20 protein-coding genes are annotated in these 17644 nt (G+C 59.8%); 8 read left to right on the top strand and 12 right to left on the bottom strand.

What is annotated here, in order from left to right; translation table 11 throughout:
• Nucleotides 1-4 precede the first annotated feature (4 nt).
• The 3 genes from DKY63_RS11230 (at nucleotide 5) to DKY63_RS11220 (ending at nucleotide 1715) form a co-directional block, all read left to right on the top strand.
• Nucleotides 5-322: a transcriptional regulator gene (locus DKY63_RS11230; RefSeq protein WP_110964158.1), complete on the top strand. Its 318-nt coding sequence runs from the start codon at nucleotides 5-7 to the stop codon at nucleotides 320-322.
• A 70-nt stretch (nucleotides 323-392) separates the two neighbouring features.
• Entirely contained in the window at nucleotides 393-1283 is an 891-nt protein-coding gene (locus tag DKY63_RS11225; protein WP_110964157.1) for a pseudouridine synthase, read from the top strand.
• Nucleotides 1284-1436: 153 nt separating this feature from the next.
• Complete coding sequence (locus tag DKY63_RS11220; RefSeq protein ID WP_110964156.1) at nucleotides 1437-1715, top strand: hypothetical protein; 279 nt, start codon at nucleotides 1437-1439, stop codon at nucleotides 1713-1715.
• Between the two features lie 71 nt (nucleotides 1716-1786).
• On the opposite strand, the gene DKY63_RS11215 is transcribed toward DKY63_RS11220, so the two are convergent.
• Both DKY63_RS11215 and mobA read right to left on the bottom strand, forming a co-directional pair.
• The gene (locus DKY63_RS11215) at nucleotides 1787-2008 is read right to left on the bottom strand and encodes a YgdI/YgdR family lipoprotein (RefSeq protein WP_110964155.1); all 222 of its coding nucleotides are present in this window, start codon (nucleotides 2006-2008) and stop codon (nucleotides 1787-1789) included.
• Between the two features lie 74 nt (nucleotides 2009-2082).
• A complete protein-coding gene (mobA, locus tag DKY63_RS11210) occupies nucleotides 2083-2682 on the bottom strand; it encodes a molybdenum cofactor guanylyltransferase MobA (RefSeq protein WP_110964154.1) in 600 nt (199 codons plus the stop codon).
• A gap of 90 nt (nucleotides 2683-2772) precedes the next feature.
• On the opposite strand from mobA, the gene moaB reads away from it, so the two are divergent.
• Together moaB and DKY63_RS11200 are read left to right on the top strand one after the other, a co-directional pair.
• The gene (gene moaB / locus DKY63_RS11205; RefSeq protein WP_110964153.1) at nucleotides 2773-3312 is read left to right on the top strand and encodes a molybdenum cofactor biosynthesis protein B; all 540 of its coding nucleotides are present in this window, start codon (nucleotides 2773-2775) and stop codon (nucleotides 3310-3312) included.
• Nucleotides 3296-4519, top strand: a complete 1224-nt coding sequence (locus tag DKY63_RS11200; protein WP_110964152.1) for a molybdopterin molybdotransferase MoeA — start codon at nucleotides 3296-3298, stop codon at nucleotides 4517-4519. The genes moaB and DKY63_RS11200 overlap by 17 nt, the downstream gene beginning before the upstream one ends.
• 123 nt (nucleotides 4520-4642) lie before the next feature.
• Here DKY63_RS11200 and DKY63_RS11195 read toward each other — a convergent pair whose 3' ends face one another.
• Nucleotides 4643-4885 carry a hypothetical protein gene (locus DKY63_RS11195; RefSeq protein ID WP_430523152.1) on the bottom strand — a complete coding sequence of 81 codons (243 nt, stop codon included), beginning with the start codon at nucleotides 4883-4885 and terminating at the stop codon, nucleotides 4643-4645.
• Between the two features lie 184 nt (nucleotides 4886-5069).
• Between DKY63_RS11195 and yegS the strand changes: the two genes are divergently transcribed.
• Nucleotides 5070-5972 (top strand): lipid kinase YegS, encoded by a 903-nt coding sequence (yegS, locus tag DKY63_RS11190; RefSeq protein WP_110964150.1) that lies wholly within the window; start codon nucleotides 5070-5072, stop codon nucleotides 5970-5972.
• A gap of 15 nt (nucleotides 5973-5987) precedes the next feature.
• Here the strand turns inward: yegS and DKY63_RS11185 are convergent, their stop codons facing one another.
• The 3 genes from DKY63_RS11185 to DKY63_RS11175 all read right to left on the bottom strand — a co-directional run bounded on the left by DKY63_RS11185 (nucleotide 5988) and on the right by DKY63_RS11175 (nucleotide 8500).
• Nucleotides 5988-6644 carry a response regulator gene (locus DKY63_RS11185; protein WP_110964149.1) on the bottom strand — a complete coding sequence of 219 codons (657 nt, stop codon included), beginning with the start codon at nucleotides 6642-6644 and terminating at the stop codon, nucleotides 5988-5990.
• Nucleotides 6641-7534: a sensor histidine kinase gene (locus DKY63_RS11180; protein ID WP_110964148.1), complete on the bottom strand. Its 894-nt coding sequence runs from the start codon at nucleotides 7532-7534 to the stop codon at nucleotides 6641-6643. Before DKY63_RS11180 ends, DKY63_RS11185 begins: the two co-directional genes overlap by 4 nt.
• A gap of 495 nt (nucleotides 7535-8029) precedes the next feature.
• Complete coding sequence (locus tag DKY63_RS11175; protein WP_110964147.1) at nucleotides 8030-8500, bottom strand: hypothetical protein; 471 nt, start codon at nucleotides 8498-8500, stop codon at nucleotides 8030-8032.
• A gap of 465 nt (nucleotides 8501-8965) precedes the next feature.
• On the opposite strand from DKY63_RS11175, the gene DKY63_RS11170 reads away from it, so the two are divergent.
• Together DKY63_RS11170 and DKY63_RS11165 are read left to right on the top strand one after the other, a co-directional pair.
• Complete coding sequence (locus tag DKY63_RS11170) at nucleotides 8966-9901, top strand: chemotaxis protein CheV (protein ID WP_110964146.1); 936 nt, start codon at nucleotides 8966-8968, stop codon at nucleotides 9899-9901.
• A gap of 184 nt (nucleotides 9902-10085) precedes the next feature.
• The gene (locus DKY63_RS11165; protein ID WP_110964145.1) at nucleotides 10086-10892 is read left to right on the top strand and encodes an MOSC domain-containing protein; all 807 of its coding nucleotides are present in this window, start codon (nucleotides 10086-10088) and stop codon (nucleotides 10890-10892) included.
• Between the two features lie 83 nt (nucleotides 10893-10975).
• Here DKY63_RS11165 and DKY63_RS11160 read toward each other — a convergent pair whose 3' ends face one another.
• From DKY63_RS11160 to atuC, 6 genes are all read right to left on the bottom strand, one after another.
• Nucleotides 10976-11260, bottom strand: coding sequence for a pyrimidine/purine nucleoside phosphorylase (locus tag DKY63_RS11160; RefSeq protein WP_110964144.1), 285 nt, complete (start codon nucleotides 11258-11260; stop codon nucleotides 10976-10978).
• A 61-nt stretch (nucleotides 11261-11321) separates the two neighbouring features.
• Nucleotides 11322-11873: an exonuclease domain-containing protein gene (locus tag DKY63_RS11155; protein ID WP_110964143.1), complete on the bottom strand. Its 552-nt coding sequence runs from the start codon at nucleotides 11871-11873 to the stop codon at nucleotides 11322-11324.
• 70 nt (nucleotides 11874-11943) lie between these two features.
• Nucleotides 11944-13905 (bottom strand): acetyl/propionyl/methylcrotonyl-CoA carboxylase subunit alpha, encoded by a 1962-nt coding sequence (locus tag DKY63_RS11150; RefSeq protein ID WP_110964142.1) that lies wholly within the window; start codon nucleotides 13903-13905, stop codon nucleotides 11944-11946.
• A 109-nt stretch (nucleotides 13906-14014) separates the two neighbouring features.
• Nucleotides 14015-14812 (bottom strand): enoyl-CoA hydratase/isomerase family protein, encoded by a 798-nt coding sequence (locus DKY63_RS11145; RefSeq protein WP_110964141.1) that lies wholly within the window; start codon nucleotides 14810-14812, stop codon nucleotides 14015-14017.
• The gene (gene atuD / locus DKY63_RS11140) at nucleotides 14809-15966 is read right to left on the bottom strand and encodes a citronellyl-CoA dehydrogenase (protein ID WP_110964140.1); all 1158 of its coding nucleotides are present in this window, start codon (nucleotides 15964-15966) and stop codon (nucleotides 14809-14811) included. The genes DKY63_RS11145 and atuD overlap by 4 nt, the downstream gene beginning before the upstream one ends.
• A gap of 58 nt (nucleotides 15967-16024) precedes the next feature.
• Nucleotides 16025-17641, bottom strand: a complete 1617-nt coding sequence (atuC, locus tag DKY63_RS11135) for a geranyl-CoA carboxylase subunit beta (protein WP_110964139.1) — start codon at nucleotides 17639-17641, stop codon at nucleotides 16025-16027.
• Nucleotides 17642-17644: the final 3 nt, after the last annotated feature.

Raw genomic sequence — 17644 nt, 5'->3', positions numbered from 1 at the left:
AATCGTGGTCAATGTCGAACAGTTGAAGAGCAGCGTGAACCGGATGTCGGTGGACGTGGTCCGCGAGGCGGTCCTCGAATTGCGTCTGGACGGTCTGGTGACGGAGGGCAAGACGCCCTTCAACAAACTGCATTTCAATACCTGTTTCGCTGAAATCGAGGCTTTGTTCCAGCGTGCCGGTTATCACCGGCAGTTGGATGTCGTGGGCTATCAGGGCTTGTTGTACGCCTTGTATGACCCGGGGCGCTGGGAGGCGGTCGACGTATTGCGCTGGCTCAAGGAGTACACCGAGGCCGCGGCGCGCTCACCGATACCGGCTTGAGATTCTCCGCTAGGTTCGCTCGCGCCGCTGTTGGATAATGCCGCTCTGCCTTGAGTTTTTGAGCTTTCACATGTCCAGTTCGTCTTTTTCCGCTGCACACAGCCAGGCCAGCACACTCTGTTTGCCGCCTGGCTCGTGGCAGACCGTTTTCGATTGCCTGTGCGAGCACTTCAGCGCCATCGGTCGTGAACAGTGGCTGGACCGCTTCGCCCGGGGCCGTGTGCTTGACGGACAAGGTTCACCCATCCCGCTAGACCTGCCCTACAAGCAAGGCCTGCGCATTCACTATTTTCGCGAAGTCCCTGACGAGAAACCGATCCCTGTGGTCGAGTCGATCCTGTATGCGGACGAACATCTGGTGGTGGCGGACAAGCCGCATTTTCTGCCAGTGACGCCCACGGGCGGGTATGTCGAACAGACCTTGCTGAGGCGCCTGATACGCCGCCTGGATAACCCGAACCTGGTGCCATTGCATCGCATTGACCGGCATACGGCGGGACTGGTGTTGTTTTCAGCCAATCCTCAAACCCGCTCGGCGTATCAGTCGTTGTTCCCCACCCGGCAGATTGAAAAGCGCTATGAAGCCATCGCCCGGGCATTGCCGGATCTTTCTTTTCCCCTGGTGCATAAAAGCCGACTCATCAAGGGCGAGCCGTTCTTTCGTATGCAGGAAGGGGCGGGGGTATCGAATTCCGAGACGCTTGTAGAGGTCAAAGAGCAGAACGGTGAGCTCTGGCGCTACGCTCTGTATCCGGTGACAGGCAGGCAGCATCAACTACGGGTGCATATGACAGCGCTGGGCGCGAGCATCTGTAACGACCCGTTTTATCCACAGGTCCTCAAGGATGCGCAGGACGACTACGCTAATCCTCTGAAGCTATTAGCCCAGGGATTGACGTTCTTGGACCCGGTCACGGGGCAGGAAAGAACGTTCGAGAGTGCGATCACTCTGCAGTGGTAACCAAGGGGGCCGGGCGACGAGATTCGAATAAATCGAATTTATGATCAGCTTTGCAGTCATTTGAACAGGCCTCTCGAGGCTTGAGTTCAAAGAACTCGGCGCACCAACCAGATCCGTCGGCGGCTCCGAGACCTTCCATGCAAGGAGATACCCATGAAACGTACCGTTTTCGCAGGAATGTTCATTTGCGCGGCAATGCTGGCCTCTCCTGTATTCGCCGCAGACCACGACCTTTGCACGATCAAGCTGCAGGAACTCAGAGACAAGGTGACCACCCTGCCGGCCACCTCCGAAAATACCACCATGGAAGTCAAGCGCATGCAGGCCAGCGCGGAAGCGGCCAACGCCGCGAACGACGATAAAAAATGCATTACCGAAGCCACGCAGGCGATCACACGTGTGGACAAGCTGGCGAAAGAGCCGAACCCGTAATTGGCATCGGCCAGAAAAGCAAATGCCCCGACAAGTCGGGGCATTTTCGTATCCGGTAGTCGCCGCGCGGATTACAACTCTTTAACGGTGCGGACCTGATCCTTGTTGATGCGGGTCTGCTTGCCATCCAGTTGTTCGAACTCGTAGAAGCCCGAATCCTTGTCATAGCTTGGCGTGTCGACGGCCTGGATTTCGCGACCGTCATTCAAGGTGATCACTGCAGGCGATGAGCAACCGGCGAGGGTAGCGAGGCCCAGAGCGAGCATGAAAGTGGCCAGGGTCCGTTGAGTCATGGTGTGTCTCCGAAATGAATTCTTTGGTTACTGAACTTCAGACGTGTGCAGCGCTTGCAAGTTCCTCGGTGCGGTCAGTCTGACACAGTGTTATGCGCGCTTAACAGTTCCGGCGTATTGAGGTTGGCCAGTCGCGGATCGTTGTCAGGGCACTGCAGCGCGGTGGCGCCGAGCTGGCGCATGAGCCGTCCGGGACTGCGTTCACCCTGTTGCCAGGCGCTTTCGAAATCATCGCGAAGTGCCACGGGAATGACACACAGCAGAGGCTCCCAGTGATCGTCATGGCGCAGCATCAACGGTTTGTCCAGATGAAGGCTGGCGGCTTCGCGCATGGCGGCGATCAGCGCCTCGTCAACGCGTGGCACATCGCAAGGCAAAACCAACATATGGGTATGTCGAGCTGCTTTCAGGCCCGCTCGAATGCCGGCCAACGGCCCCGGAAAATCGCCCTCGTCGTCGTGAACCAACTGGTCGGCGTAGGGGGCGTATTTTTCCAGGTTGCGGTTGCAGGAGATGATCAAGTCATCGCTCAAGGCGCGCGTCTTGCGATGCAAGTGAGCAATCAGCGGTTCGCCGTGCCATTGCACCAGACCTTTATCCTGGCCGCCCATGCGTTGGCCGCGACCGCCTGCCAGGAGCAGAATGGAACAGGGGGGCAATTGATTCGACTTCATGGCGGGCTTCCATTAAGCAGGGTGGAGCGGCGAGTAAATGGGGCGCTGTGATATAACACCGGGCTGTTTCTCCTACAACTGGATGAGCCTATGACTACCAAGGCTGAAGTACCTTTCGCACCGCTCAACATCGCGGTTCTGACTGTCAGCGACACCCGAACCCTGGAAACCGACACATCAGGTCAAGTCTTCGTCGACCGCTTGACCGCCGCCGGCCACAACCTGGCTTCCCGGGTTCTGCTCAAAGATGATCTTTATAAAATTCGTGCGCAAGTCGCCAACTGGATTGCCGACGACGTCGTGCAAGTGGTGTTGATCACCGGCGGAACCGGCTTCACCGGTCGCGACAGCACGCCGGAAGCGGTGGCCTGCCTGCTCGACAAACAGGTGGATGGTTTTGGTGAGCTGTTCCGGCAGATCTCGGTCGCGGACATTGGTACTTCGACCGTTCAATCGCGCGCTCTGGCGGGGTTGGCCAATGGCACGCTGGTCTGCTGTCTGCCGGGTTCAACCAATGCCGTACGCACCGGTTGGGACGGCATCCTGGCCGAGCAGCTCGATTCGCGGCACCGCCCGTGCAATTTCGTGACTCACCTGAAACAGGCGGCTCCCTGTGAATCCCGCGGGTAAGCCAGGCAAGACCGGTAGCCTGATGCCGGTCGAGGTGGCGCTCGCACGTTTGCTGGACATGGCCGAGGTCTCAAGGATTGTCGAGCGTGAGCGCTTGCCGCTGGCGCAAATCCAGGGGCGGGTGCTGGCCGAAGATCTCGTGTCGGCCCTCGACCTGCCACCGTGGCCCAACAGCGCCATGGACGGCTATGCCTTGCGCGTGGCCGACTGGACCGGCGAGCCGCTGGCCGTCAGCCAGAAGATTTTCGCCGGGCAGGCGCCGGATGCTCTGCAACCGGGCACCTGCGCGCGAATCTTCACCGGTGCGCCTGTTCCCGCCGGCGCCGATTGTGTCGAAATGCAGGAAAATGCTGAGGTCCAGGCGGATGGGCGAGTGCGCTTCACCGAAGCCCTGAGCCCTGGGCAAAACATTCGCCCACAAGGTCAGGAGACCACGGTCGGTGAGTTGATTTTGTCGGCCGGTACGGTTCTGGGCCCGATCGAACTGGGCCTGGCGGCCTCGCTCGGTTGTGCGGAAATGGAGGTGGTTCGCCGGGTGCGGGTGGCGGTGCTGTCCACCGGCGATGAGTTGATCGAACCGGGACAGGCGCTTGGACCGGGGCAGATCTATAACAGCAATCGCGTATTGCTCTGCAGCTGGTTGCAGCGCATTGGCTGTGAAGTGATCGACGCGGGCATTCTTCCGGACGATCTGGACACCACCCGTGCGCGGCTTGGCGAATTGAAGGATGTCGACCTGATTCTGTCCACCGGTGGCGTATCGGTAGGCGAAGCTGATTTCCTGGGGATCGCCTTGCGGGAGGAGGGCGAGCTGAGTTTGTGGAAGCTCGCCATCAAGCCCGGCAAGCCGCTGACCTTCGGACATTTCCGTGGCGTACCGGTCATTGGCTTGCCAGGCAACCCGGCTTCGACACTGGTGACGTTTGCGTTGTTGGCCAGGCCCTATCTGTTGCGTCGCCAGGGCGTGCAGCAGGTGGAACCGCTGAAAGTTCAGGTGCCGGCCGGATTTGACTGGCCCGTTGCAGGCAATCGACGTGAGTACTTGCGCGGTCGCCTGGAGAACGGACGGGCAATCATCTACAGAAATCAGAGTTCTGGCGTATTGCGCAGCGCTGCCTGGGCCGATGGGCTGGTCGAGGTACTGGAAGATCGCACGCTGGTAGCCGGTGACGCGGTGTATTTCATTCCGCTGAGTGAAGTGCTGTAACTGCTGTAACTGTAGGAGCGAGCACGCTCGCGATGGAGGACAACGATTACGCGGGGTATCTGAATGCCCGCGTTGTCTGGACTTCCATCGCGAGCATGCTCGCTCCTAAAGTTTGTTTTTGGGTCAATGCGCCAACAGCAGCGTCACAACCTGATCGAAGCGGCTATTGGCAATCCAGCCAAGCAGGCCGAGCAGCACGACAGATCCCCCAACGGAATACGCAAGGCGATGTTTCATGGACCTGACTTCGTTGCGCATGTTTTCCATGTCTTTGCGGATGTACTTGAGGTGTGCTTCCAGCTCAACGACACGAGGTTCCATATCAACTTCTCCTTGGATGTTTTGTTCTGTGGAAGGCTGAAAAATCTGGACACCAAAGTGTACGAATCCCACCTGATGGTCAATTAAGCCAATTCCTTACTCTTTGTAAGAAAAATCCTGTCGTCCAAAGCTCAAGGTGCTCGAAGGTAAATAATTCGAAACGCATCGACTTTTCCCGTGCCGTACGCGGTCAACATCTCGCATGTGGTACCAAAAGAGGGAGCGACACATGAGCGAACGCAAGGCACTGTTGATTCTGCATGGCAAGCAAGCGCTCAACGAGGAGGTTCGTGCGGCCGTCGAAAGCAAGCGCCAACAAGGTTGGGAACTGGCTGTCCGGCTGACGTGGGAGGCGGGTGATGCACAGCGTCTGGTGAATGAAGCCTTGTCGGCGGGCTTTACGAAGATCGTAGCCGGAGGTGGTGACGGTACTCTGCGTGATATCGCCGAAGCGCTGTCCGCCCAGTCGACTCAAGCCAGTCTGGTGCTGATGCCGCTGGGAACCGCCAATGATTTTGCCCGCGCGGCCGGCGTTCCTCTGGAGCCTGCCTTGGCGCTGGATCTACTGGACGTCAAACCCTGTGCCATCGATCTGGGTGAAGTCGGCGGGCATATATTTCTGAACATGGCCACGGGCGGGTTTGGCAGCCAGGTCACCGCCAATACCTCCGAGGACCTGAAAAAGGTCCTGGGTGGCGCCGCGTATCTGTTCACCGGTTTGTCACGCTTCAGCGAACTGCACGCGGCCTACGGCGAATTGCAGGGACCTGATTTTCACTGGAGCGGTGATCTGCTGGCTTTGGGGATTGGCAATGGCCGTCAGGCAGGGGGTGGACATGTGCTGTGTCCACAGGCTCTGGCCGATGACGGCTTGCTCGATATCAGTATTTTGCCGGCGCCGCAGGAAGTGGTGGGCACCTTGAAGAACATTTTGGCCGACGGCTTCGGTATCGACAGCATGTTCGTGCGAGCCCGGCTGCCATGGGTTGAGCTCAAGGCCGCCGAAGGCCTTTATATCAACCTCGATGGCGAACCGCTGGAGGGTGACAGTCTGCGCTTCTCGGCACGACCGGCAGCCCTTCGCGTGCATCTGCCTGAAAACTCGCCGCTGCTGAGTGCGACGGGCTCTTGAACACGAAAGGCTCGGTCAGTCGTCCAGACTGATGATCTGCTCGCGTACAGCGAACAACACCAGACCCGCCACATCGAAAATCTGCAGGCGCTTCATGATTTGCGAGCGATGGGTTTCGACGGTCTTGACGCTCAGGCCCAAGCCATTGGCGATTTCCCGGGTGGATTTGCCGCGCACGATCAGGCGCAGGATTTCCAGCTGACGGGCCGTCAGGTTGTGGGTGTCCGAGGGTTCGGGGGCGGCCTGGGTCCGGGTCAGTGCCTGGGTGATGACGGTGTGGGCAATGGCCGGGCTCAGGTAGCGTTCGTTGTTGCGCAAGGCTTCCAGCGCGTGTTCCAGCTCGGTCGCGGTGGTGTCCTTGAGCAAATAACCATGGGCCCCGGATTCCAGCGCCTGCATGATCAGGGCCGGGTCAGTGTGCATCGACAGGATCAGCACCTTGCTGTGCGGACGGATGCGCTTGAGCTGCTGCAACGCCTCAAGGCCGCCGGTCTGCTTCATGGAGATGTCCAGCAGCACGATGTCCGGGGACAGATGCTCGACCATGGCAAGCAACTGCGAGCCGTCGTTGGCCTCGCCGATCACGGCATAGCCAGGAAGATCCATCACCAGGGCGCGCACGCCAGCCCTGATCAGCGAGTGGTCATCCACAAGAAGTAAGTTACAAGTCAATGCATAACCTTATTCGTACTGGCCCGCTCAAGCGCACGGGGCGCCCAGGGGAAGAGAGCTTCGATATGAGTGCCTTTGCCAGGTTCGCTGGTGACGGTCAGCGTACCGCCCAACTGACTGATCCGCTCCGACATCCCGGCCATGCCGCGCTGTCCCTCGCGACCGGGATCCGTAGCGGGCGCGAAGCCCTGGCCGTCATCACGAATCGACAGGGACAGGCCCTGGGGCAGGCGTTGCACGCACACCAGCAGATTCTGCGCCTGGGCGTGGCGCAGCATGTTGGTGACGGCTTCCTGGGTAATGCGAAACGCCGCCACGGCCATTTCTTCCGGTATCCCGGTCAGGCGCTGGTGGCATTCCAGGCTCCAGTGCACGGAAGTATTGGCCAGCGTCTTGAGCAGATGGGCACGCAGGCTGGCTTCCAGTCCGAGACTGGTCAATTGCCGTGGATTGAGAATGGCCGACACATCCCGGACCTTGGCCAGGGTTTCTTCCAGCGTGTCGCACAGGACGGCGCATTGTCCCTGGAGCTCTTCTGGCATCCGGCGTTTTAACCAGGCGCTTTGCAGTTTCGCCGCGGTCAGCAATTGACCGATGTCGTCATGCAGTTCGCGACTGAGCCGGTGACGTTCGTTTTCCTGAACCTCAAGCAAGCGATCGGCCAGTTCCTGGGGCTGAAACTTGATCGACTTGCGCGACAGCCGATATTGCACCCAGACACAACTCAAGGCCGCCACGTTGAGGATCAGCAGTCCCAGGGGCAGGGGAATCGAAAGGCCATAGATCAGCAGACTGCCCAGCGTCGAGCAGGCGCATAACGAAAGCGTGAATCGACGCGCGTTTTCGCGTGAAGGTGGCCACGTGGCGATTGACTTGAGGTTGGCGTACATAGCGGATGGAGCCAATGAATATGCGCTGCGGGCAGGCTGGTCATGGGGCTGACGAGCCTCTGTTTGTAAAGTTGTACAACTACGTGAACGGTGCATAGTTTCTGTATAAAAAAACCGGCCGGAAAGTTGTTCGGGCCAGTGGAAATCATACTGCCATTATTTGGCGTCAACTAATGGGCGGCATAATAACACTTAAGCTACCGTTGGTCGCCTGCGGGATATATGTCCTGAAAGTCAGGAAAGAGAACGTTCCTTGCTGACATCTACGGGGGGAAAGTGGGGTTATCGTCGGCCTAAAGAGTCTATTTGCCGTGAAACCTGGTGGTTCGGTGCCAGGTTAACCCCTGTTCGAGACAGGCTTTTAGTTGCCGGAAAGAAGTGTTGTTATTTGCATGGGTCGTAAATGGATAAGCAGTATTCAATTGCGACATGAATGCAGCCAACTAAATGCGTACTAGTGGCAATTAATGTGAAATACGACACGCTTCTTAAGCATCAGGCTTGACGCTCCAAATAGGGGACAACCGAGAAAGGCTTGGAATTGACCGGTGGTTGAAACTGACTGTGTCCCACCTGGAAGGCAAAGGCTTCGATCAGGGTCGTCTGCTCGCTTTCATCGAGACTGAGCTGGCCGGTTTTCTGATCAATCAGTTCCAGTTGCCAGGCAATCAGCGTCAGGCAGTCCTTGAGTGCACTCAAAGCCTCGTCGTGCAGATCCATATGGCCCTGCGCATGGGTAAGCAGGCTATGAATGTGCAGGGAGAATTCCGAGACTGCTGCCAGCGCCAGAGCATCCGCCTTGCTGGCCAGTTTGAGCAGGGTACTGAGCATGCAATCGATTGCGTCCCTGTCATTGCTGATCAGTTGCAGATGGCTCAGACACTCCTCGGTCTTGGCCAGCAGCGATTCGGCTTCGATGAGAAACTCCGGGACCCGTTTCGACCACTCTTTGCGATTGTCCGGCATGCTTATCTCCACAACGTCATGACTAATGAGGGGATGTCGTGTGTGCCAACGAGAACGACGGGCGTTCGGGCGTCTGCGTTTCGTCGTGCAATCGCATTCCGCCCGGCTCTGGCACAGGCTGCGGAACTAATTGAGAGGGAAGAGGGCTGCTGACCCGCGATCGCACACAAAAGCCTGACTCCATTCATGCAATGAGAATGGCGTCACATTAATGGCTATTGGATATTGCGAATATCAGGTTGCACCTGATTGTTGCTCAGGGAATCCCTTACGCAGCGGAACCAATCGCGCAAACCATGGTCGCGTCGCAAAGAATGTAGCAGATGAAATCACAACGCCAGTAAAGCATGATGTTAATGTGACATCAATGTTTGAGCGTGGCATTTTGTATGGGGTCAAGGTCCTGCAAATACAGCCGATAACCTCCTATTCGTGAATTCATCAGTAAAAGCCCAGGAGTCATTGATGGCCGGCATTCTTGATACGGTAGACCAACGTACGCAACTGGTGGGTGAGAATCGTCTGGAAATTCTCATGTTCCGCCTGGCCGGACGGCAATTGTTCGCAATCAACGTGTTCAAAGTGCAGGAAGTCCTGCAATTGCCGAAACTGACCCTGATGCCGCAACGCCACCCGTTTGTCTGCGGCGTGGTCAACTTGCGTGGCCAGACACTGCCGGTCATCGACCTGTCCCAAGCCATCGGCATGCGCCCGCTGGTACCGGGCCCGAACAGCACCATCATCGTGACCGAGTACAACCGCTCCGTGCAGGCGTTCCTGGTCGGTGGCGTGGACCGTATCGTCAACATGAACTGGGAAGCGATTCTGCCGCCACCGGGCAGCGCCGGTCGCCAGCACTACCTGACCGCCATCAGCAAAGTCGACGATCAGTTGGTGGAAATCATCGACGTGGAAAAAGTCCTGGCGGAAATCGTGCCTTACAACGCCAAGGTGTCCCGCGAAAAACTGGCCGACCCGGTGCTGGAACGTGCCCGTGGCCGTGAAGTGCTGTTGGTGGATGACTCCAACGTGGCACTGGCGCAACTGCGCGATACCCTGGGTCAACTGGGCGTGAAAATGCACATCGCCAGCGATGGCTTGAAGGCGCTGAACATGCTCAAGGCGTGGGCGGACAGCGGCGTCGACATGACCGAAAAACTGCTGATGGTGTTTACCGATGCGGAAATGCCGGAAATGGATGGCTATCGCCTGACCACCGAAATCCGCAACGATCCACGCCTGCGTGGCCTTTATGTCGTGCTGCACACCTCCTTGTCCGGCAGCTTCAACGACTCGATGGTGAAAAAAGTCGGCTGCGACAACTTCCTCTCCAAATTCCAGCCGGACAAGCTGGTGGATGTGGTGCGTCAGCGTTTGATGCTGGACGCGGTTCCAGCTTAAGCACGGACCTCTACTTGTAGGAGCGAGCCTGCTCGCGATGGTCGTCAACGATAACTCGGGCTACCTGAAAGTCCGTGTTGCCTTGGCGTTCTTTGCGAGCAGGCTCGCTCCTACAGTTTTCTTCGCTTTGATTCGGTGACCAAGCTCGTATAGGGTGGCTTTTTTGTCCACCAGGGAGCTGGCCATGCTGCGTCTGAGCGCGCTTTACCGTTATCCGTTGAAATCCGGCAAGGGCGAGACTTTGCAGCAGATCGGCCTCGACAAACTGGGGCTGGACGGCGATCGACGCTGGATGTTGGTGGATGAGGCCAGCGGGCGCTTCCTCACCCAGCGCGCGGTGGCACAGATGAGCCAGCTGTCAGCCTTGTGGAATGCCGACGGCGGTCTGACCCTCAATGCCCCCGGCCACTCTCCGATCGAAATCGCTTTGCCCGGCAATGATGCCGAGCTGCGCGGCGTGACCATCTGGCGCGACACACTGCGGGTGCCGGATGCTGGTGATGCCGCCGCTGCCTGGGTCAGCGCGTTCATCGGCAAGCCGACGCGGCTGGTCCAGATCCCGCTTGAGCGTGCCCGCACCACCGAGGCGGGTTTCGGCAAGGATGACGATCAGGTGGCCTTCGCCGATGGCTTTCCGCTGCTGCTGATCGGCCAGGCGTCGCTGGAGGATCTGTCGCAACGGGTCGGACGTCCCCTGGACATGCTGCGTTTCCGGCCGAACCTGGTGATCGAGGGCAGTGAGGCCTTTGCCGAAGACAGCTGGAAGCGCATCCGCATCGGCGAGGTCGAGTTCCGGGTGGTCAAGTCCTGCTCACGCTGCATCCTCACCACCATCGACCCGCAAACCGGTGAACGCAGCGCTGATCGTGAACCTCTGGCCACCTTGCAGAAGTACCGTGCCGAGGCCGATGGCGCGATGTTCGGGCAGAATCTGGTCAATGACGGCAGTGGCCGGCTGGAAGTCGGCATGCCGGTGACCGTACTGGAGTGAGTGTCTGGAGTAGGTGCCCTTGAAACGAAAATGCCCGTGTCCTTGGACACGGGCATTTTTTTACGCCATGAAAACCCGGGGGCTTAGCCGCGGTATTCGCACAGGTAAGCGGTATCGACGGCGACTTTCAGCTGGAACTTGCTGTTGGCAGGCACGTTGAACTGGCTGCCGGCGGCGAAAGTTTGCCAATCGCTGCTTTCTGGCAGTTTGACGGTCAGGGCGCCGGACACCACGTGCATGATTTCACGCTGGCTGGTGCCGAATTCGTATTCGCCCGGAGCCATGACGCCGATAGTCGCCGGACCTTCAGCGGTGCCAAAGGCGATCGACTTGACGGTGCCGTCGAAGTACTCATTGACTTTAAACATGGGCGATTCCTCGAAAAGGGCTAAAAAGGGCCGGCCAGTATGCACAAGGGGGCCGATGTCGTCACCTCTCCAGAGGAGGGAGAATCTGCGGCAGCAGACGAGCCGTATTGCGCGCATCTTCCAGCGCGCGGTGCTGCTGCCCGGTAAATTGCAGGCCGGCCAGTTGCAGCGCGCCATTGAGGCCCAGCGGGCGATCCAGGCGACGGGCCTTGGCAAAGCGCTGTTTGAGGTTGATGTGCGGTGTGCGGCTGAGCAGGCTGTCGAGTTGCAGCTGCTGCCATTCCTGAATGAGCTGCTGGCGATCATAGTCGCCCCAGCTGACCCAGCCTTCCAGTGGTGAAGGATGTTGCCCCAGCCACTGTTCGAACGATGGCCAGATTTCGCCCAGGGTCTGCGCCGAATCGACATCGGCTTGGGTGATGTGAGTCAGAGCCCGGCAAAAGGGCGTCAGCAATGGCCGTCGCAATGGCCGCACAAAGCACTGGAAGTGGTCGACTTCGCGCCCTTTGCGATCCACCAGGGTGGCGCCGATCTCGATGATTTCCATTTCCGTGACAGGCCAGCCACCCTCATCGGTGGTGGCTTCCAGATCAATGACCAGCCAGTGAGGCATTGCAGGGTTTCCCGGTATCCGCGCTTGATGGGTTTGAGCGTAGCCAAACCCGACGGTTCCGCCCAGCGTCTTATTCGACCTCCAGCAGAATCTGCCGGCTCTTGACCTGATCGCCCACCTGCACCTGCAAGCGCTTGAGCACGCCGTCGATGCCTGCTTTCAGCGGATGCTCCATTTTCATCGCCTCCAGCACCACCAGCAGCTGACCCTTGCTGACCGCGCTGCCCTCGTTGACCAGCACATCGACGATCGCCCCGTCCATTGGCGCCTTGAGGGTGCCGCTGCTGACGCCGACCTGACTACTTACTGCCACCTGGGTTCGATCCTCCAGGCACAGGCTTCCCGGGCGGGTAAACAGGCAGACTTGCCCGGCCTGCAAGCGGAAGGCATGACGTTGCCTGATACCGTCGATTTCCAGCGTCGCATGCTGTGCATCGCACTCGATGATCTTCAGTTCAAGGCTGCGGTTGTCGACCTCAATCCTGCAGACCTCGCCGGGCACGGCATGCAGTGACACCAACCATTGCCGGTCGTCCAACCCCAGCCGGTAGTGCAGCGGCACGCTGGCGTTGTTGCGCCATCCGGCCAATGGATTGCGGTGTGCCTGAGCCGATGCCCGATAGAACAGTGCAGCGGCAATCGCCAGTTCCTCGGCACTGGGCACATGGGGATGAAGGCATGGATGGTCGGTGAAGTGTTCTGCGATGAACGCGGTGCTGAATTGGCCACCAATGAACTGCGGGTGTTGCAACAGGCTGGCGAGCAGACGCTGATTACTCTGCACCCCCAGCAACACGCTGTCCTCGACCGCTCGCAGCAACTTGCGCCGGGCCTCTTCACGGGTGGCGCCGTGAGCGATCAGCTTACCCAGCATCGGGTCGTAGAACGGGCTGATGCTGGAACCTTCGATCAGGCCATGGTCGATCCGCACGCCGCTGTTCAACGCAGGCTCCCAGGCATCGATGCGCCCGGTCTGCGGCAGAAACCCCCGGGTCGGGTCTTCGGCATACAGGCGCACTTCCATGGCATGCCCGTTGAGTTGCACCTGTTCCTGACGCAGCGGCAGCGGTTGCCCTTCGGCGATGCTCAACTGCCAGGCCACCAGGTCCAGGCCAGTGATCATTTCGGTCACTGGGTGCTCGACCTGCAGGCGGGTGTTCATTTCCAGGAAGTAAAACCGGCCATCCGCATCCAGCAGAAATTCAACGGTGCCGGCGCCGACGTAATTAACGGCACGACCGGCCTTTAGCGCCGCCTCGCCCATAGCCTGGCGCAATGCCTCGGTCATGACCGGGCAGGGGGCTTCTTCGATGACTTTCTGATGGCGGCGCTGGATCGAACAATCGCGCTCGCCGAGGTAGATCAGGTTGCCGTGCTCGTCGCCAAACAACTGCACTTCGACATGCCGTGGTTCGATCAATGCTTGTTCGAGAATCAGCTCGTCACTGCCGAAACCATGAAGAGCCTCGGAACGCGCGGTGCGAATCTGCTCCAGCAAGTTGGCGGCATCGTGCACCAGGCGCATGCCACGCCCGCCACCGCCGGCACTGGCCTTGATCATCAGTGGATAGCCGATGCGTTCGGCTTCGCGGCTCAGGGTTGCATCATCCTGATCAGCCCCCTGGTAACCCCGGATGCACGGCACGCCGGCGTCGATCATGGCGATTTTCGACAGACGCTTGCTGCCCATCAGTTCGATGGCTTCGGCACTGGGGCCGATGAAGGTGATGCCGGCCGCCTGGCAAGCGCGGGCGAAATCGGCGTTTTCCGAGAGAAAGCCGTAGCCCGGATGGATCGCGTCGGCGCCTGTACGGCGAGCGGCGTCGATGATGGCCGGAATGTTCAGATAAGACTGTTGCACCGCCGAGGGACCGATGTGCACGGCTTCGTCGGCCATCTGCACATGCAGCGCATCGGCGTCGGCGTCGCTGAACACCGCGACGGTGTGATAGCCCAGGGCCTGGGCGGTGCGTTGGATGCGGCAGGCGATTTCACCGCGGTTGGCGATGAGGATTTTTGTGAGTCCGGGCATTGGGTTATCCCTTTGGATTTGCGGTGAATGTGATGGCCTCATCGCGGGCAAGCCTTGCTCCTACAGATCGAGCGAAATCCTGTAGGAGCAAAGCTTGCTCGCGATGCTTTTAAGAGGCCCACCCCGGTTTACGCTTTTGCACAAAAGCCATGGTCCCCTCGACACCCTCAGCCCCCGTCACCGCCTCACTGAACCATTGCGCCGCCTGATCCAGCAGCTCTGCCGATGGCTGCACCGCACTCGCCAACAACAACTTCTTGGTCGCCGCATTCGCCCCCGGTGCACAACACAGCACATGGGCCAGCACCTCATCGAGGCGCTCGGCCAAAGCCTGCGGATCCTGCTCGACAAAGTGCACCAGACCCATTCGCCGCGCCTGCGTGCCATCAAAGCGCGCTGCAGTGAGGGCCAGGCGCCGGGCCTGGGTCAGGCCGATGCGCTGGACCACGAACGGTGCGATCTGCGCCGGCAGCAGGCCGAGGCTGGTTTCCGGCAGGCCGAATTGCGCCTGATGATCGGCGATGGCGATATCGCTGACGCAAGCCAGACCCAGACCGCCGCCCAGCACCGCGCCCTGCAACACGGTGATCACCACTTGTGGTGCGTGCTGGGTTTCTTCCAGCAGGGCGCCGAAGGCTCGGTTCAACTCGCGGTACGCGGTCGCGCCCTGGGCGCGGGCGTTGGCCATGTCCTTGAGGTCGCCGCCCGCACAGAAGTGTCCGCCGACCCCGGCAATCACCAGGGCGCGAACGGTACGGTTATCGCGTACCGCCGTCAGCACCGCGCGCAGTTCGGTCACCATATGCAAGCTCATGGCATTGCGGCTTTGCGGACGATTAAGGGTGATGTGCAGCACACTGTTGTGCTGGTCGAGTAACAGCGTCTGGCAATCGGGCAGGCGGCTCATTTCTTTTTCCCCGGCAGGATACCCATGAGTTTGCAGATGATCCCCAGCATGATTTCGTCGGCGCCGCCGCCAATCGACACCAGTCGCACATCGCGGTAGGCCCGGGCCACGGGGTTGTCCCACATGAAGCCCATGCCGCCCCAGTATTGCAGGCAGCTGTCGGTCACTTCGCGGCCCAGCCGCCCGGCCTTGAGCTTGGCCATGGAGGCCAGGCGGGTGACGTCCTGGCCTTTGACGTATTGCTCGGTGGCCTGATAGACCAGCGCGCGCAGGCATTCGATTTCGGTCTGCAACTCGGCCAGGCGGAAGTGAATGACCTGGTTATCGATCAGCGCACTGCCGAAGGTCTTGCGCTCCTTGCAGTACTCGATGGTGCTGTCGACGCAATGCTCCAGGCCCTTGATCATGTTCGCCGCGCCGAACAGGCGCTCCTCCTGGAACTGCAGCATCTGCATCATGAACCCTGCACCTTCATGGCCGATGCGGTTGCGCTGCGGCACGCGCACGTTGTCGAAAAACACCTGGGCGGTTTCCGAACTGCGCATGCCGAGCTTGTCCAGATGGGAGCTGAGGCTGATGCCGGGCGTGTTCATCGGTACCATGATCAGCGACTTGTTGATGTGCGGCTTGTCGTCGGAGGTGTTGGCCAGCAGGCAGATGAAGTCGGCGCTTGGCGAGTTGGTGATCCACATCTTGCTGCCGTTGATCACGTAGTCGTCGCCGTCCTTGCGGGCGGTGGTTTTCAACCCGGCCACGTCGGAACCGGCACCGACTTCGGAGACGCCGATGCAGCCGACCTGCTCGCCGCTGATCGCCGGTCGCAGGAACTCGTCACGCAATTCATCGGAGCCGAACCGCGCCAGGGCCGGGGTGCACATGTCGGTCTGCACGCCGATGGACATCGGAATACCGCCGCAATGAATGGTGCCGAACTCTTCGGCGGCGACGATCGAGTAGCTGTAGTCCAGGCCCATACCGCCGAATTTTTCTGGCTTGGAAATGCCCAGCAGGCCGAGATCACCGGCCTTGCGGAAAATTTCGTGGATCGGAAAGCGCCCGGCTTTTTCCCATTCCTCGACGTGCGGGTTGATCTCGTGATCGACGAATTGGCGGACGGTGCGGCGCAGTGCTTCGTGTTCCTGGGTGAAGATCATTTTTATTGTTCTCCTGACAAACCCGCTCGTTCCCACGGGGAGCGTGGGAGCGATCAAATTAAAAACGCGCTACGCCAAAACTGTTGGCTTGCATTGGCCGCACCTGGGCCTCGTGACAGATATCCAACAAGTAACCGAGCAAAGTCCGGGTATCGCGCGGGTCGATCAGGCCGTCGTCCCACAGGTTGGCACTGCCGTAGAGCGCCGTGGACTGGGCGTCGAGTTTCTGCGCGGTGACCTGCTCGAGCATGTCGAGCATCTTCGGGTCCGGCACCAGCCCGTCCTTGGCCTGTTTGGCCTCAGTAACGATGCGCAGCACCTTGCCAGCCTGGGCGCCGCCCATCACGGCGGTGCGGCTGTTGGGCCAGGCGAAGATGAAACGCGGATCCAGGCCTCGGCCGCACATCGCGTAGTTGCCGGCGCCATAGGAACCGCCGACCACGATAGTGAGTTTCGGCACCCGGGCATTGGCCACCGCCTGGATCATCTTGGCGCCGTGCTTGATCACGCCGTGCTGCTCCGATTCAGTGCCGACCATGAAGCCGGTGGTGTTGTGGAAAAACAGCAACGGCGTCTGGCTCTGGTCGCACAGCTGAATGAACTGCGCCGCCTTGCTCGCGCCCTTGGGGGTGATCGGGCCGTTGTTGCCGATGAAGCCGCAGGTGCGCCCGTGGATTTTCAGGTGACCGCAAACGGTCTGTTGATCGAACTCGTTCTTGAAGTCGAGAAAGTTCGAGCCGTCGGCGATGCGGGCGATGATTTCCCGCACGTCGTAGGGTTTTTTCGGATCGTCCGGGATCAGCCCCAGCAGTTCATCGACGGGGTAGAGGGGAGCTTGCCATTGCGTCGGGGCCACCTGCGGCAGCTGCTCGTTCCATGACATCAGGCTGACAATCTCGCGCACCTGACGCACGCCATCGGCATCGTTTTCAGCCAGGTACTCGGCGGTGCCGGCGGTTTGTGCGTGCATCTCGGCGCCACCCAGTTCTTCGTCGGTGGCGACTTCACCGGTGGCCGCCTTCAACAAGGGGGGACCGGCAAGAAACAGCTTGGCCTTGCCGCGCACTACCACTACGTAGTCCGACAGGCCAGGTTGATAAGCGCCGCCCGCCGTGGCCGAGCCGTGCACCGCGGTGATCTGCGGCAGACCCATGGCCGACATCCGCGCCTGATTGGCAAAGCTGCGCGCGCCTTCGACGAAAATCTCCGCCGCGTAGTTGAGGTTGGCGCCACCGCTTTCGGCGAGGGTGATCACCGGCAGTTTGTTTTCCATGGCGATCTGTTGCAGGCGCAGGGATTTTTTCAGGCCGCTGGGGGAAATGGTCCCGCCCTTGATCGCGCTGTTGTTCGCCACGATCAGCGCCCGCACGCCGGACACGTAGCCGATCCCGGCGATCAGGCCGCCACCGGCCGAACTGCCGTCCTTGTCGTCGTGCAACTTGTAGCCGGCCAGGCTGGCCAGTTCGAGGAACGGCGCGCCGGGGTCGAGCAGCAGATTGAGGCGTTCGCGGGGAAGTAACTGCCCACGTTTATCGAATTTGGCTTTGGCCTCGGCCGCCTTGTTCAACAGATTCTGTTCAAGCCCCCGGACCTGTTCGATCGCGCCCAGCATCGCCTCGCGGTTGCGAGCGAACTGTTCGCTGTGGGGATCGAGTTGTGACTGAATCACCGGCATGGG

It is taken from the genome of Pseudomonas putida (assembly GCF_003228315.1).
Lineage (GTDB): Bacteria > Pseudomonadota > Gammaproteobacteria > Pseudomonadales > Pseudomonadaceae > Aquipseudomonas > Aquipseudomonas putida_S.
This window is presented reverse-complemented; position numbering and strand designations above follow the sequence as displayed.